This window comes from Mesorhizobium sp. Mes31, from assembly GCF_024519675.1.
Lineage (GTDB): Bacteria > Pseudomonadota > Alphaproteobacteria > Rhizobiales > Rhizobiaceae > Mesorhizobium.
The window spans coordinates 23,687-38,427 of record NZ_JALJRL010000007.1; the positions used below are offsets into that span (position 1 = coordinate 23,687).

Consider the following 14,741-nt stretch of genomic DNA (forward strand, 5'->3'; position numbering starts at 1 on the left):
CGACGCGGAGGTAGGAAAAGAGGCTCAGGCGGCGACCTGTCCCTCGACGGCGGTGACCAGCGCATCAGGGTCGAGCGGCTTGGTGACGAAGCCGCTGGCGCCATGGGCGAGCACCGCATGGCGCGTCTTTTCCTGACTGTCGGCCGACAACACCATGATCGGCACAGGCGGCACGGCGGTCTCCTCCTCATGGCGGCGGATGGCGGCAATCGCGTCCAGCCCGTCCATGACCGGCATGTGCAGATCCATCAGCACGACGTCGAAGCGGTGCTTGCGTCCGGCGCCGGTGACAGCCTCCACGGCGGCCTTGCCGTTGCCGACAACCTTGACGCGATGCCCGGCCTTGAGCAGCGTGGCGCGGGCCAGCATGGCGTTGATGTCATTGTCCTCGGCGATCAGCACCGACAGGCCCTGTTGGCGGTGGCCGGCGGCACGAAGCGCCGGCGCGCGGTGCGTTTCCGGCTGTGGCTGGGCGAGGGCAGCTGCATTGCTGCTCAAAAGCACACGCAGGAGTGTTCCGCCACGCACTGGCCTGGCAAGAAAGGTTGCGTAGCCGCTGGCGCGGAACTCGCCAAGCATGCCGCGGTCGGTCGGCGCGATCAGCGTGATGGCCTCGCAGTCGGCGAAGCCGCTCTGGCGCAGGCGCTTGAGCAGCCTTCCATCGCTCTCCTCCATCGCGGCATCGACCAGAAGCACGTCGCAGCCGGCGGCGAAGGGTGCGGCCTGTGCCGCGGTGGTGGCGACGTCGACCGTGCCGCCATTGGCACGGATGGTGCGGGCGATGGCATCGGCCTCGACGGCGTTTTTCGACAGGATCACCGCGCGCCTGCCCGAGAGCGCGTTCTGCCGGTTCTGCGGCGCTTCGGTGGCAGATATCGCCGGGATTTCGAAGACGAATTCGGATCCCTGGCCAAGCCGGCTGGATACCGAGATCGCACCGCCCATGGCAATCACCAGGCGTTTGGATATGGCAAGACCGAGCCCGGCTCCGCCATGCGCGCGCGTCGACGTGCCGTCGGCCTGCTCGAACTCCTCGAAAATGCGCTCCATGTCCTCGTCGCGCAGACCCGGACCGGTGTCCGCGATGGTGAAGCAGATGCGATCGGTGGTCTCGGTGCGGGCGCGCGCGATGCTCACCAATACGCCGCCGCTGTCGGTGAACTTGATGGCGTTGCCGATGAGGTTGAGCAGCACCTGCCTGACTTTGCCCGGATCGGCGGTGATCAATTGCGGCACGTCGGGTTCGACATGGCAGCCGAGGCCGATATTCTTGGCGAAGGCTCGCGCGGCCAGCAACTCGATGATGTTGTCGGCGATCTCGCGCACCGACATCGGCTGCGGCTCCGGGTCGAAGCGCCCCGCCTCGATCTTGGAGTAGTCGAGCAGATCCTCGATCAGTGCGAGCAAGGCGCTGGCCGAGGTCGAGATGGCGCCGACATAGGTCTGCTGCTCCGGCGACAGGCTGGTGTCGGCCAGGAGCCTTGCCATGCCCATGATGCCGTTCATCGGCGTGCGGATTTCATGGCTGACGGTGGCGAGGAAGCGCGATTTGGCCTGGCTGGCGTATTCGGCCCGTTCACGAGCGGTGATCAGCGAGGATTCGGCGCGTTTGCGGGCGGTGATGTCGCGGGCGATGGCGCGATGCGAAACGGCGCCGCTGTCCTTGTCGCGCACCGACAGTTCGATCCATGAAAACCAGCGCGGACCGTTCGGCGTGCGGATGACGACATCCGTGGAACTCAGGCATTCATGATCGGAAAAGGCGGCATCGGGAACGATGCCGACATCGATGCCGAGTTCCGCCAGGGTCTTGCCGGCGAGGTGGCGTTGATCGGTTTCGACGAGATCCGCGAAGACCTTGTTGGCATAGACGATGTAGCCGTCGCGATCGCGATGAATGACGAGGTCGCCGAGTGCGTCGATCAGGCCGCGAAAGCGCTCCTCGCTCTCCTGCATTTCCCACATGCGGTCGGCCAGCGTCTCGATTTCGGCGCGGCTGCGGGCGGTGGTTTCGTCGAGAAGTGCCGCGGTGCGGTGTTCACTCCGTCTGGTGCGCAGGTGCATGGCGAGGCCGGCAAGGCCGGTTGCCAGCAATGCGACGCTGATGAAGATCGGCGCCCCGGTCAGATGCGTCAGGCCGGCCAGCACGACGATGGCGACGAAGGTCATGAACGGCAGGCCTTCGCGCCTGGCGGGCTCCGGCTCGGGCACCAGCGGCGGCGCGGCAACAAAGCGCCGCGTCGGCGCCGGCGGGGTCGCCGCGTCGACGTCTTCGCCTGTGTCCGCCTGTTGGCTGCCGGATTCCGCGATCATGCGAAACCCTTGCCAGACAGAGATTATGGAAGATTGTGGCGGATCGTTCGAATTTTAGCGGATGAGCGTTTTCCGCCGCGGCGGCCGCGGATTTGCCGTCGACGTGGCGGTTCCGTCCGCGCTCCGAGGGCCGTCGAACGGCTTCACATATCGACGACGACGCGCCCGCGGATATTGCCGTCGACGATGTCGCGCGCGGCATCGATGATGCCGTCGAAACCGATGGTCGTCGACAGGCTGGCGAGCTTCCGCAGATCGAGGTCGGTGCCGATGCGCCGCCAGGCTTCGAGACGGACCGCCTTCGGCGCCATCACCGAATCGATGCCAAGCAGTGAGACGCCGCGCAAGATGAAGGGGGCGACGCTCGTCGGCAGGTCCATGCCGCCGGCCAGGCCGCAGGCGGCGACCGCGCCGCCATAGGAGGTCATCGACAGGACATTGGCCAGCGTGTGGCTGCCGACCGCGTCGACGCCGCCGGCCCAGCGCTCCTTGGCCAGCGGCTTGGCCGGCTGGGCAAGCTCGTCGCGCGATATCACTTCGGCGGCGCCAAGGTTGATCAAATAGGGGCTTTCGGCATTGCGGCCGGTGGCGGCAATGACATGGTAGCCGAGGCTGGACAGGATCGAGACCGCGACCGAGCCGACGCCGCCGGCCGCCCCCGTCACCACCACCGGGCCGCGATCGGGCAGGATGCCGTGCCGCTCCAGCGCCATGACGCAGAGCATGGCGGTATAGCCCGCGGTGCCGACCGCCATTGCATCATGCGGGCTCATGCCTTGCGGCAGCGGCACCAGCCAGTCGCCCTTGACGCGAGCGCGCCCGGCATAGGCGCCGAAATGGGTTTCGCCGACGCCCCAGCCATTCAGGATCACCTTGTCGCCCTTGCTCCAGCCTGGATTGGAAGACGAGATGACGGTCCCGGAGAAGTCGATGCCCGGCACCAGCGGCCAGCGGCGGATCACCGGCGCCTTGCCTGTGATCGCCAGGCCGTCCTTGTAGTTCACCGTCGTCGCCTCGACCGCGACGGTGACATCGCCTTCCATCAGGTCGGCTTCGGTGAGGTCCGTCACCGCCACCGACTGCTTTTTCTCGGCGTCACGCGAAACGAGGATGGCTTTGAAGGTTTCGGGCACTTTTTTCTCCGCGATCTTGGCTGACGACATGACTGTGCGGCGATGGCCGCGCGGGGTCAATCGTTCGAAGGTCTGGGCTCGCGCCGCCAGCCGAAGAGTTCGTCGAAGACGACCAGCACCGCACCCACGGAGATGAGGGCGTCGGCGAGATTGAAGACGGCGAAGGACCAGACCGGCGTGTGGAACAGGATGTAGTCGATGACGTGGCCGTAGATGGCGCGGTCGATCAGGTTGCCGAGCGCGCCGCCGACGATCAACGCAAAGCCGGTGCGGGCAAGGATCTGGGACGGCGCAATCCGTGTCGCCAGGAACAGCACGAAGGCAACGACCGCAAGCGAAATGACGATCAGCCCGACGTCGCCGAAGGAGGAGAACATCGAGAAGGCGATGCCGGTGTTGTAGGTGCGAAACAGCGCCAGGAATGGCACGAGATCGAGCTTTTCCTGAAAGGGCAGGCCGGTCTCGACCAGGTGTTTTACCCACTGGTCGAGCGCTATGGCCGCGACGACGAGCAGGGCGTAGGGGGACCATGATCTCACGGGCGGGTCACCTTCATTGCTGGTCCACGATTGGTTCGAGCTTCAGCGCGGCGCGCCGGATCTCGAACAGCATGATGCCGGTGGCGACCGCAAGATTGAGCGAATCGGCGCGGCCCGCTTGCGGAATCCGCAGCAGCCTGTCGCAACTTGCCGCCAGGCTTTCGGGCAGTCCCTGCTGTTCGTTGCCCATCATCAGCAGCACCGGGCCGCGGGAAAAATCGACCGAGCGGTAGTCGACGGCACCTTTCAGGTGGGTGCCGGCGACGAGGCCTGAAAACCCTCCTCGCCAGGCAAGGAAAGCCTCGGTCGTCGCCTTTACTACCGGCACGGCAAAGATCGAACCCATGGTGGCGCGCACCGTCTCCACGGAAAAAGGATCGGTGGTGTCGCCGACCAGGATGACGCCCCTGGCGCCGACGGCATCGACGGTGCGGATGACGGTGCCGAGATTGCCGGGATCGCGCACCCGGTCGAGCGCCACCCAGACATCGTCGCTCTGGGCACGGATGTCCTTCAGGGCCAGGAACTTTTGCGAAAAGACGCCGACCACCATTTGCGGATTGTCGCGGCGCGTGATGGCGACAAGCACCTTTTCCGACACTTCGAGCACCGTGCCGCCGGCGGCAACGGTGCGTGCCGCGACCTTCTCAACCGCCGCGTTGCCGCGTCCGGCCTTGGCGAAAACCAATGTCCTGATCTGCCAGCCGAGATCGAGCGCATCGATGACCAGCTTCAGCCCCTCGGCCATGAAGGCGTTCTGCTGGTCGCGGAATTTCTTCAGCGCCAGCGCCTTGATGTCCTTGACCAGGGGGTTGGCGAGACTGGTGACTTCCTTCACCTGGCCGGGTGCGCCTGCGTGCCGCTCGTTCATTCAGGCCACCCAGCGCGAGAAAAGCGACGTGGAAAGCGCGCGGCCGGCGGATTTCTCGCGAATGATCAACTCTCCCGATTCGACCTTGCCGCCCATGCCGGCAAAGGTATCGCGCATCAAGGCATGGATGGCGAAGAACGAGGCGCGGATCGAATAGGCGGTCAGCACCACCGCAAGCGGCTTCGGCGTCAGGATCGAGCGGCAAAGGTCGGTCAGATCAGGCAAGTCCTCGAACAGTTGCCAGACCTCGCCCTTGGGACCGCGGCCATAGGCCGGCGGATCGAACAGGATGATGTCGTAGCGGCTGCCGCGGCGCTCCTCGCGCTCGGCGAATTTCACCGCGTCGTCGACGATCCAGCGGATCGGCTTGCTGCCGAGCCCGGCCATTTCCTGGTTTTCACGAGCCCACCCGATCGCCTTCTTCGAGGCATCGACATGGGTGACCTCGGCGCCGGCGCGGGCCGCCACCAGCGAGGCAAGACCGGTGTAGCCGAACAGGTTCAGCACCTTGACCGGCCGCTTCGCGGCCGCGATCAGCCCGGCCATGTGGTCCCAGTGCGAGGCCTGCTCGGGGAAGACGCCGACATGGCGAAACGAGGTGAAACGGCCGAGATAGTCGATGCCGTCATGCTTCATCGGCCAGGTTTCGCCCAGCGGCGTCCCGGGGAAGCGCCAGCGGCCGATGCCTTCCTCGTCGGTGTCGCCGGTGAAGATCGCGTCGGCGCGCTCCCAGTCCTTTGCCGGCAAGGCCTTTTGCCAGATCGCCTGGCCTTCGGGCCGCACGATGCGGTAGGGGCCGTACTGCTCGAGTTTCTGCCCGGCGCCGCTGTCGAGCAGCGCATAGTCGGCATTCGGCGCCACTTCGAGGATCAGCGGAAGGTGTTCAGCAGGCAGGGCGCCATCGCGGCGGGCAAGGAGGCGCGGCACGGATTTCGGCTCGGAGCGGTCATCGGCTCTGGCCTCCCGTTCGCGCGGCCTGGCGTCCGGCCGTGCCGTTGCACGCGCCTCATGCGGACGCGCGTCTCCGGCTCCGCCCTTGGCGGGCGGGCGGTTGTCGCGGCGTTTGTCGCGAAAAGACTTCAAGCAGGAGCATCTCCGAGCGGCGTGGCCGCTTTTGGCATAGGGCAACCGGCTTCGCAACCAAGTCCACCGCGCCAGCCTCTCCGGTTCATGTCGTCTGGTGATGGACCAATGTCAAAGAAACGGGCAAATCTACCAGATGTCCCGCTCGGAACGCCTGCTTGACCTGATCCAGTGCCTGCGCCGGCACCGCCGGCCGGTGAGCGGGCAGGCGCTGGCCGATGAGCTCGGGATTTCGATCCGCACGCTCTACCGCGACATCGCCACGCTGCAGGGGCAGGGCGCGCCGATCGAGGGTGAGGCGGGGCTGGGTTATGTGCTCAAGCCCGGCTTCATGCTGCCGCCGCTGATGTTCAGCGACGAGGAGATCGAAGCCATCGTGCTCGGCTCGCGCTGGGTCGCCAAGCAGCCGGACCAGCGTCTTTCGGTCGCCGCCACCAACGCGCTGGCCAAGATCGCCGCCGTGCTGCCGGACGATCTGCGCGAGGACCTCGATGCATCGACGCTGCTGGTCGGGCCGCCCGCCAAGGCTGTCGAAGGCATCGATCTCAGCCTGGTGCGGCAGGCCATCCGCAATGAACGCAAGCTTGGCTTTCTCTACCGCGATGCCGGCGGCGCCGCTTCCGAACGCGTGGTCTGGCCGTTTGCACTGGCCTTCTTCGACAAGGTGCGGGTGGTGGTGGCATGGTGCGAGATGCGGCAGGATTTTCGCCATTTTCGCGCCGACCGCATCGCGGAACTCGAAGCCACCGACATGCGCTATCCGCGCCGTCGCCAGGCGCTGCTCAAGGAATGGCGGGCAACGCTCGACAAGCCGCGCGGCTCATGATGGCTACTGCCAGAATCTGACAGTAGTCTGTCCTAAGTTCGCCAAGTCGAAACGCTGAACCTTGGAGAGCAATTCATGACACCGCCGAATTTCGTCATCCTCTATGTCGACCAGCCGCAGCGGAGCGGCGCCTTCTACGGCGCGCTGCTCGGTCGCGAGCCGGTCGAAAGCTCAGCCACCTTCGTCCTGTTCGTGCTCGACAACGGCTTCAAGCTTGGCCTCTGGTCGCGCCACACGGTGGAGCCGGCGGCATCGGCGGCGGATGGCGGCGCCGAGATCGTGTTTGCGCTGGATACGCCTGACGCGGTCGATGCCGCCCATGCCGATTGGGCCGGGCGCGGGCTGAAGATCCTGCAGACCCCGACCAACCTGGATTTCGGCCGCACTTTCGTCGCGCTCGATCCTGACAACCATCGCCTGCGCGTCTACTCGCTGTCCGATGGGGAACAGGCCAATGGGGAGCAGAAATGAGCGCCTACTGGATCGCGGTGGCGTCGGCCGAACATGTCCGGCGCGGCCGCGCCGCCGGCTTCATGCAGGTCAATCACGGCAAGGCGGCACCCCTGCGCCGCGTCAGGCCCGGCGATGGCATCGTCTACTATTCGCCAACCACCATCATGGGCGAGAAAGACAGCCTGCAGGCCTTCACGGCAATCGGCACCGTGCGGGAAGGCGAGCCCTATGAGGGCGACATGGGCGGCGGCTTCACGCCGTTCCGCCGCGATGTCGAATGGGCGAGGGCCGAGGAAACACCGATCAAGCCGCTGCTTGACAGGCTGGAATTCACCGCCGGCAGGTCGAACTGGGGGTATCAGCTTCGCTTTGGCCTGTTTTCGATCAGCGCGGCTGATTTCGCCCTGATCGCGGAGGCGATGGGCGCCCAAAAGGTTGCGGCGGTGAACTAGGCCTTGAGCGCCTTGTAGACGGCAATGCCGGCGGCAAGATCCTCGAGCGCCGCGCCGACCGACTTGAACAGCGTTATCTCACTTGTGCTCTCACGGCCCTTCTTCTGGCCGCGCGCCAGTTCATGCAGGTCGGCGACGATGGCTTCCGGCTTCAGCACGCCGGAGGCCAGCGGCTGGACGATGTCGCCGGCTTCCTTGGTGGCACCGGCGCGGGTGTCGACATAGACGCGGGCGCGCCTGATCGCGTCGTCATCGCTTTCGCGCATCGTCGGGGTAAACCCGCCGACCAGGTCGACATGGGTTCCCGGGCGCAACAGCGCGCCCTTGATCAATGGCGTCGTCGTGATCGTCGCCGAGGAGACGATGTCGGCCTGCCCAAGTTCGGCATCGAGATCATTCGCGGCGCTCGCCGCGAAGCCTTCGGCGCGCAGGTCGGCCGCGACCTTCTCGGCATTGGCCGGGGTGCGGTTCCAGATACGGATGGCCTTGATCGGCCGCACGGCGCAATGCGCCTTGGCGAGGAATGGCGACAGCGCGCCGGCGCCGACCACAAGCAGCCGCGAGGCATCGTCGCGGGCGAGATAGGACGCCGCCAGCGCCGAGGCGCAGGCCGTGCGCCACTGTGTCAGCCGTTGGCCGTCGATCAAGGCTTCGGGTTCGCCGGTGGCGCCATTGAGCAAGAGATAGAGCCCCATCACCGCTGGCTTGCCGATGGCGTTGTTGTCGGGCGAGACGGTGACGATCTTGACGCCGACGTGACCACCGGCCGAACTGCCGGCCGCGTGGAAATCGGTCCAGGCCGGCATCAGGAGCAAGGTCGAGGCGGCGCCGTCGGGCCGCTCGACCGTATGATGATGCCTGACCGGCTGCACGGCACCCTCGCGAAACGCCGTGCGCAGCGTCTCGACCAGTCCGGGAAAGGTCAGCGCACGATCGACCTCGGCGGCCGAAATGGTCAGCATGGAAAACTCCGTGGAAAGAAAACCGCCGACCGGCGGTTCAAGTGGTCGGCTTCGGCAATGCCGGTCCGTGGGCCGGTCCCTGGGCCGCGGCCGGGCCTTGCGGCGCCGAGGGCGTGCGGCTGACTGCCTGACGCAGGTTTTCGGCTTCGACGCCGCGCTGGCGCGCCAGCTTGCGGTAGCGGCCCTGCTTGACCCAGGTCGCCAGGCTGCCGACGACCATGCCGATGGCGAGAGCCAGGAACAGGAAGATGAACAGCGGCAGGGTCAGCGTCAGCTTCGGATTGCCGGGATTGAACGGGTCCAGAGTGAAGGCGACCAGGTCGCGGTTGGCGACGGCGAGCGCGATCAGGATGATCGCCAGGGGCACGAAGACCACGATGAGCATGAAGCGATTGAACATGATGTTTTCCGTCGGAAGCTGGCCTGTCCGATAAGGCCGTCTGGCGCTGACGCCGCGCCTACTTGCCGCCGTTCAGCCTTTCACGCAACTCCTTGCCGGTCTTGAAGAACGGCACCCATTTCTCCTCGACCTCGACGGATTCGCCGGTGCGCGGATTGCGGCCGGTGCGGGCAGGGCGGTTTTTCACCGAAAAAGCGCCGAAGCCACGCAACTCGACCCGGTTGCCTTCGGCGAGAGCGTCGGTGATCTCATCGAAGATCGCGCCGACGATGTTTTCGACGTCGCGCAGGAAAAGATGCGGATTGCGGGTGGCAATAATCTGCACAAGTTCGGACTTGATCATGAGACGTGTCCCCGTGAAAGCAGTGCGGTCAAAATTATGAGGATGATTTTATTTGCTTTTTTCACTCGCCCCAAACGGCATCTCAAGGGTGCCAGACGGAAACGAGACCGTCAAGAAACAAGCGGTCGGCACCGAGTTCGCGAATGACGTCGCCACTGAAGGCCGGCAGGCCGAGTGCACTGCCGATCGTTTGCGCCATCGCCTTCGAGAACAGGAAACCACCACGCCGTTCCGTGTTCTTCCATTCGACCACCTTGAGCTTGGCATCGACGCCCTTGGTCGCCAGCCAGTCGACCGCCTCGGTCTCGCCGCCGACAGCGTCGATCAGCCCGTTGGCGACGCCCTGGCGGCCGGTGAAGATCGAACCGTCGGCAAGCGCCAGTGCCTGTTCGCGGGTCATCTTGCGGCGCTCGGCGACGATGCCGACAAACCAGTCATAGCTGTCGAGGATGAGCTTGCGGACCATGGCGCGCTCGTCGTCATTGGTCGGCTTGAAAGGCGAGGGCGAGGCTTTCAGCGGCGAGGATTTCACTTCCTCCAGCTTGACGCCGAGCTTGTCCATCAGGCCGCTGACGTCGGGATACTGGATCAGCACGCCGATCGAGCCGACTATCGAGGTCTTGCGGGCAACGATGTGATCGGCGGCACTGGCGATCATGTAGCCCGCCGATGCGGCGAGGGTGCCGACTTCCGCCACCACCGGCTTGTCGGCGGCGAGCTTGCGCACCTCTTCATAGATCGATTCACCGCCGACCGTGGTGCCGCCAGGCGAATCGATGGACAGGATCACGCCCTTCACCTTCGACGACAGGCGGATGGTTTCCAGCCGCTTGATCAGTTCCTCGTCCTCGGTAATGGTGCCTTCGATCCTGACCTTGGCGATATGGTCGACGGCCGAGCCGCTGAAATCATCGCCGTAGAACCAGGATGAAAGCGCAATCACCCCGAGTGCTACGATGCCGATGGCGACAATGCGCCAGAATGTCACTTTGCGCCGCAAGCGGCGGCGGTCGATGAGGTCGTCGGCTCTCAGTGCCATGGTCAGCCTTTCAGTCGGCGGGAGGAGACGCTTTTAGACCATGATCCTCGCATCTGGAAGCAATTCTCTTTTCTGTTCGACGAGGCAAGCCACGCCGAGGATCAATATATAGCCATCACATGGCCATCCAGATCCTCGATCGATCGCGGTCCGGCCATCTCCGCTCACGAATTTGTGCGATCGATACGAACCCGGGTGGCGACACCGACAGCCGATAAATTTTACGCTGTGCATGCGTTTCTGCTATGAAGCACGGGCAGTTGTGCTGATCTGGTTTTCGTCTGTACAACTGCGGCTGTCACATTTTTGCAGTTTTCGTCGGCTTGTGCTTGCTTGAAGGCGCCGGCGTCCCACCTATAGGCGGTGTTGCCCGGCGGGCAGGGTTTTAGAAGAAAGCAGTCATGTTAGCGCGACCGATTGAACCGACCAGCGCCGAGACGGAGTTGGCTCCCCCGGCGGACGGCCGGACGCGGGGCGACGCGTTCGACCTCGCGCAGCGTCATTCGCGCCGCGTCCGCGTCCTCAAGTTCGCCGTGCCGCTGGCAGCGGCGTTGATCGCCGTCGCTTTCCCGATCTATTCCTATCTCGCCGCACCCGTCTCCGTCTCGGTCCAGGCGGAAGGCACCGCTTTTTCCAACGGCAAGCTGGTGATGGCCAACCCCAAGCTCAACGGTTTCACCAAGCAGAAGCAGCCCTATTCGATGACGGCGCTCCGCGCCATTCAGGACGTCAGCACGCAAGGCATCATCGAACTCGAGGGTATCGACGCCAAGGTGCCGATCGCGCCTGACAATGTGGCCGCGGTCAAGGCCTCGCACGGCACCTACGATCGCGACGGCAATACGATGAACCTGACCAGCGACGTGACCATCACCACAACCGACGGCATGCAGGCCAAGTTCAAATCGGTCTTCCTCGACATGGGCAAAGGCACTATGAAGACCGGTGATCCTGTCGATGTCAGCCGTGGCGGGTCGCGGATCACGGCGGATTCGATGTCGGTCCGGGACAATGGCAGGGTTCTGGTGTTCGAGAACAAAGTGCGCGTCAACATCGATTCCGCCGCCTTGAAGACGGCAGAGGGAAACAGCGGAGAAACCAATGCGGCTCAGTAGTTCGACGCGGCTTGCGGCTGCAACTTCGGCGTTGCTGCTGCTCGGGCTGGTGCCGTCGTCGGCGCAGTCCACCAGCCAGTCAGGTCTCAAACTGTCCGGCGACAAGCCCATACAGATCGAGAGCGACAAGCTCGAGGTCCGGCAGGCGGAGAGTGTCGCCGTGTTCACGGGCAATGTCAGCGTCGTCCAGGGGCCGACCCTGCTCAAGGCCGGCAAGATGACAGTGTATTACGTCAAGGATCCCAATGCCGCAGCCAAGGGCACGGAAGCCACCGGAGCGGCGATGACCGGCTCGGCCAACATCGATCACCTGGAGATTTCCGACAAGGTCTACATCAAGTCGGATGCGCAGATCGCGACCGGCGATCAAGGCAGTTTCGATATGAAGAGCCAGGTGCTGGTGCTGTCGGGCAAAAAGGTCGTTCTGTCGCAAAACGACAACGTGCTGGTGGGCTGCAAGCTCACCGTGCAGATGAAAAGCGGGCTGGCCCAGGTTGATCCATGCGCCGGCCAGCGCGTCCAGATGTCGATCACCCCGCCGCCGAAATCGGGAGCGACGAACCCCTGATGGCCAGCCTGTCGTCGCTGACGGCGCGTCTTCCGGGGCGGGCCGCTGGCAAGATTTCGGCGCCGTCCACGGTGACCGTCGATGCGGGAAAGTTCAAGGGAACCCTGATCGCCAAGGGTCTGACCAAGAGCTACAAGGGCCGCAAGGTCGTCAGCGGCGTCACCATTGGTGTGCGCGCCGGCGAGGCGGTCGGATTGCTCGGCCCCAACGGCGCCGGCAAGACGACCTGCTTCTACATGGTCACCGGCCTGGTGCCGGTGGACGAAGGCACGATCGAAATCGACGGCTTCGACGTCACCTCGATGCCGATGTATCGTCGTGCGCGCCTCGGCATCGGCTATCTGCCGCAGGAGGCTTCGATCTTTCGCGGCTTGAGCGTCGAGCAGAACATCCGCGCGGTGCTGGAAGTGGTCGAAAAGAGCCGCAAGGAACGCGACCGCATTCTCGACGAACTGCTCGAGGAATTCCACATCAGCCATCTGCGCAAGGCGCCGTCCATGTCGCTTTCCGGCGGCGAGCGGCGACGACTGGAGATCGCCCGCGCGCTGGCGACGCGCCCGGCCTACATGCTGCTCGACGAGCCCTTCGCCGGCATCGATCCGATCGCCGTCGCCGACATCCAGCAACTGGTGCGCCACCTGACGGCGCGCGGCATCGGCGTCCTCATCACCGACCACAATGTGCGCGAAACGCTCGGCCTGATCGATCGTGCCTACATCATCCATGCCGGCCAGGTGCTGACCCATGGCAGGGCCGACGAAGTGGTGGCAAACCCCGATGTGCGGCGGCTTTATCTCGGCGAGGGCTTCACGCTCTGAGCGGTTCACCGTTTCACGGAAACGCCAAACCGCTCCATCTTTTTGTTCACGCAATTCCGGACGTAAGACCGTCTCGCACTTTTCCTGGAATTGCTCTCAGGTGTGAAATTTGTTTCCTGACACGATTTTTGGCGCCTCGCGGGGGCCCTTTTCTTCGATTCTTTCGCCGAATAACGCTCCGGTAAGCGAGTTTTGCTAGCCTTTGCCTTGACAAGCAAAAGCTGGGCCAGTTTCTATGGTCGGCTGCAAAATTTTCTTCCGGAAGTCCGGATGCGTAGACGAGGCGTTTGAAACCGAACCATGGCGTTGGCGGCGAAACTACAGCTACGACAATCGCAGTCGCTGGTGATGACGCCGCAGCTGATGCAGTCGATTCGGCTGCTGCAGTTCACCCATGTCGAGCTCGAGCACTTCATCGACGAGGAAATCGAGCGCAACCCGCTGCTGGAGCGCGCCGAACCGCAGGACGACGCGACCAGCGACCAGGCGCAGAAGACCGAGGCCGTGCCCGAAGCGGCCGCCGATGGCGACTGGTTCGAGAACGAGACGCAGTGGAGCGCCGAGGCGATCTCGGAAAAGCTCGATACATCGCTGGAAAACCTGTTTCCCGACGATCCAGGGACGAGCGAGCGGCTCGGCCCCGACCTGACGGCGCAATGGAAGTCGGCTTCGGGCAATGGCGGCGCCTCGTCCGAGGGTTTTGACGCCGGCGATATGGCCGCCGCGGCGATTACGCTGCGCGACCATGTCGGCGAGCAGATCGCGCTCGCCTTCGCCGACCCGGCGGAGCGGCTGATCGCCGGCGACCTGGCCGATGGCCTCGACGAAACCGGCTACCTGCGCGCCGACATGGCCGAGATCGCCGCGCGCCTCGGCACGGACACCGCCACCGTAGGCAAGGTGCTGGCGGTGTGCCAGACCTTCGAGCCGACCGGCCTTTTTGCACGCGACCTTGCCGAATGCCTGTCGCTGCAACTGGCCGTGCGCGACCGGCTCGATCCGGCGATGAAGGCCCTGGTTGCCAATCTCGAACTCCTGGCGCGGCGCGATTTCCATGCGCTGAAGCGGATCTGCGGCGTCGACGATGAGGACCTGCTCGACATGCTGGCCGAGATCCGGGCACTCGATCCTCGACCGGGCATGGTGTTTTCAGGTGGCGCCAGCGACGCCATCGTTGCCGATGTCGAGGTGCGCGCGGCCAATGATGGCAGCTGGACGGTCGAGCTCAATGCCGAAACGCTGCCGCGCGTTCTGGTCGACCATGTCTATTTCGCCCAGGTCTCGCCGCACGCGAAAAACCAGGCGGAGAAGGATTTCCTGGCCGAATGCCTGCAAAACGCCAACTGGCTGACGCGAAGCCTCGATCAGCGGGCAAAGACCATCCTCAAGGTCGCCTCGGAGATCGTTCGCCAGCAGGACGCCTTCCTGGTCCATGGCGTGCGCCAGCTGAGGCCGCTCAACCTGCGCACGGTGGCCGACGCCATCGGCATGCACGAATCGACGGTAAGCCGGGTCACCGCGAACAAGTACATGCTGACGCCGCGCGGCGTGTTCGAGCTGCGGTACTTTTTCACGGCCTCGATCGCCGCGTCGGGCGGCGGCGACGCACATTCCTCGGAGGCAGTGCGTGACCGCATCAAGCAACTGATCGATGAGGAAAAACCCGTCGACGTGCTTTCCGACGACGCGATCGTCGACATGCTGCGCGAGAAAGGTGTCGATATTGCCAGGCGCACGGTCGCCAAGTACCGGGAGGGTATGAATATTCCTTCGTCGGTGCAGCGCCGGCGTGAAAAACGCGCACTCGCCAGCGCCGGGCGTTAGGG

At 64.6% G+C, this 14,741-nt stretch carries 16 protein-coding genes; 7 read left to right on the forward strand and 9 right to left on the reverse strand.

The annotated features are described in order from the left end of the window. Window positions 1–24 precede the first annotated feature (24 nt). The 5 genes from NR193_RS13645 to NR193_RS13665 all read right to left on the reverse strand — a co-directional run bounded on the left by NR193_RS13645 (window position 25) and on the right by NR193_RS13665 (window position 5,939). On the reverse strand, window positions 25–2,313 hold the full coding sequence (locus tag NR193_RS13645) for a PAS domain-containing hybrid sensor histidine kinase/response regulator (RefSeq protein WP_256751340.1): 2,289 nt from the start codon (window positions 2,311–2,313) through the stop codon (window positions 25–27). 143 nt (window positions 2,314–2,456) lie between these two features. Continuing rightward, window positions 2,457–3,446 carry an MDR family oxidoreductase gene (locus tag NR193_RS13650; RefSeq protein ID WP_309145398.1) on the reverse strand — a complete coding sequence of 330 codons (990 nt, stop codon included), beginning with the start codon at window positions 3,444–3,446 and terminating at the stop codon, window positions 2,457–2,459. 56 nt (window positions 3,447–3,502) lie between these two features. Continuing rightward, window positions 3,503–3,985 carry a signal peptidase II gene (gene lspA / locus NR193_RS13655; RefSeq protein WP_256751342.1) on the reverse strand — a complete coding sequence of 161 codons (483 nt, stop codon included), beginning with the start codon at window positions 3,983–3,985 and terminating at the stop codon, window positions 3,503–3,505. A gap of 13 nt (window positions 3,986–3,998) precedes the next feature. Continuing rightward, window positions 3,999–4,856 carry an RNA methyltransferase gene (locus tag NR193_RS13660; protein ID WP_091583252.1) on the reverse strand — a complete coding sequence of 286 codons (858 nt, stop codon included), beginning with the start codon at window positions 4,854–4,856 and terminating at the stop codon, window positions 3,999–4,001. Continuing rightward, window positions 4,857–5,939: a class I SAM-dependent rRNA methyltransferase gene (locus tag NR193_RS13665; protein WP_256751343.1), complete on the reverse strand. Its 1,083-nt coding sequence runs from the start codon at window positions 5,937–5,939 to the stop codon at window positions 4,857–4,859. It lies immediately after the preceding gene. A 136-nt stretch (window positions 5,940–6,075) separates the two neighbouring features. Here NR193_RS13665 and NR193_RS13670 point away from each other — a divergent pair, with 136 nt between their 5' ends. The 3 genes from NR193_RS13670 to NR193_RS13680 all read left to right on the forward strand — a co-directional run bounded on the left by NR193_RS13670 (window position 6,076) and on the right by NR193_RS13680 (window position 7,670). Further along, entirely contained in the window at window positions 6,076–6,765 is a 690-nt protein-coding gene (locus tag NR193_RS13670) for a YafY family protein (protein WP_256751344.1), read from the forward strand. Window positions 6,766–6,840: 75 nt separating this feature from the next. Beyond that, window positions 6,841–7,236, forward strand: coding sequence for a VOC family protein (locus tag NR193_RS13675; protein ID WP_256751345.1), 396 nt, complete (start codon window positions 6,841–6,843; stop codon window positions 7,234–7,236). Continuing rightward, on the forward strand, window positions 7,233–7,670 hold the full coding sequence (locus tag NR193_RS13680) for an EVE domain-containing protein (protein WP_256751346.1): 438 nt from the start codon (window positions 7,233–7,235) through the stop codon (window positions 7,668–7,670). The genes NR193_RS13675 and NR193_RS13680 overlap by 4 nt, the downstream gene beginning before the upstream one ends. Here NR193_RS13680 and NR193_RS13685 read toward each other — a convergent pair. From NR193_RS13685 to sppA, 4 genes are all read right to left on the reverse strand, one after another. After that, the gene (locus tag NR193_RS13685; protein ID WP_256751347.1) at window positions 7,667–8,632 is read right to left on the reverse strand and encodes an ornithine cyclodeaminase family protein; all 966 of its coding nucleotides are present in this window, start codon (window positions 8,630–8,632) and stop codon (window positions 7,667–7,669) included. The genes NR193_RS13680 and NR193_RS13685 overlap by 4 nt on opposite strands. Before the next feature lie 37 nt (window positions 8,633–8,669). Further along, the gene (locus NR193_RS13690; protein WP_256751348.1) at window positions 8,670–9,032 is read right to left on the reverse strand and encodes a LapA family protein; all 363 of its coding nucleotides are present in this window, start codon (window positions 9,030–9,032) and stop codon (window positions 8,670–8,672) included. Window positions 9,033–9,090: 58 nt separating this feature from the next. Beyond that, window positions 9,091–9,375, reverse strand: coding sequence for an integration host factor subunit beta (locus NR193_RS13695; RefSeq protein ID WP_006200394.1), 285 nt, complete (start codon window positions 9,373–9,375; stop codon window positions 9,091–9,093). A gap of 82 nt (window positions 9,376–9,457) precedes the next feature. After that, window positions 9,458–10,414 carry a signal peptide peptidase SppA gene (sppA, locus tag NR193_RS13700; protein ID WP_256751349.1) on the reverse strand — a complete coding sequence of 319 codons (957 nt, stop codon included), beginning with the start codon at window positions 10,412–10,414 and terminating at the stop codon, window positions 9,458–9,460. 401 nt (window positions 10,415–10,815) lie between these two features. Here sppA and lptC point away from each other — a divergent pair, with 401 nt between their 5' ends. The 4 genes from lptC to rpoN all read left to right on the forward strand — a co-directional run bounded on the left by lptC (window position 10,816) and on the right by rpoN (window position 14,739). Beyond that, window positions 10,816–11,529, forward strand: coding sequence for an LPS export ABC transporter periplasmic protein LptC (gene lptC, locus NR193_RS13705; protein WP_256751350.1), 714 nt, complete (start codon window positions 10,816–10,818; stop codon window positions 11,527–11,529). Continuing rightward, the gene (locus NR193_RS13710) at window positions 11,516–12,097 is read left to right on the forward strand and encodes an LptA/OstA family protein (RefSeq protein WP_091583230.1); all 582 of its coding nucleotides are present in this window, start codon (window positions 11,516–11,518) and stop codon (window positions 12,095–12,097) included. Before lptC ends, NR193_RS13710 begins: the two co-directional genes overlap by 14 nt. Continuing rightward, complete coding sequence (gene lptB / locus NR193_RS13715) at window positions 12,097–12,915, forward strand: LPS export ABC transporter ATP-binding protein (RefSeq protein ID WP_091583228.1); 819 nt, start codon at window positions 12,097–12,099, stop codon at window positions 12,913–12,915. The genes NR193_RS13710 and lptB overlap by 1 nt, the downstream gene beginning before the upstream one ends. A 300-nt stretch (window positions 12,916–13,215) precedes the next feature. Then, window positions 13,216–14,739 (forward strand): RNA polymerase factor sigma-54, encoded by a 1,524-nt coding sequence (rpoN, locus tag NR193_RS13720; protein WP_256751351.1) that lies wholly within the window; start codon window positions 13,216–13,218, stop codon window positions 14,737–14,739. The last annotated feature ends 2 nt before the right edge of the window (window positions 14,740–14,741 follow it).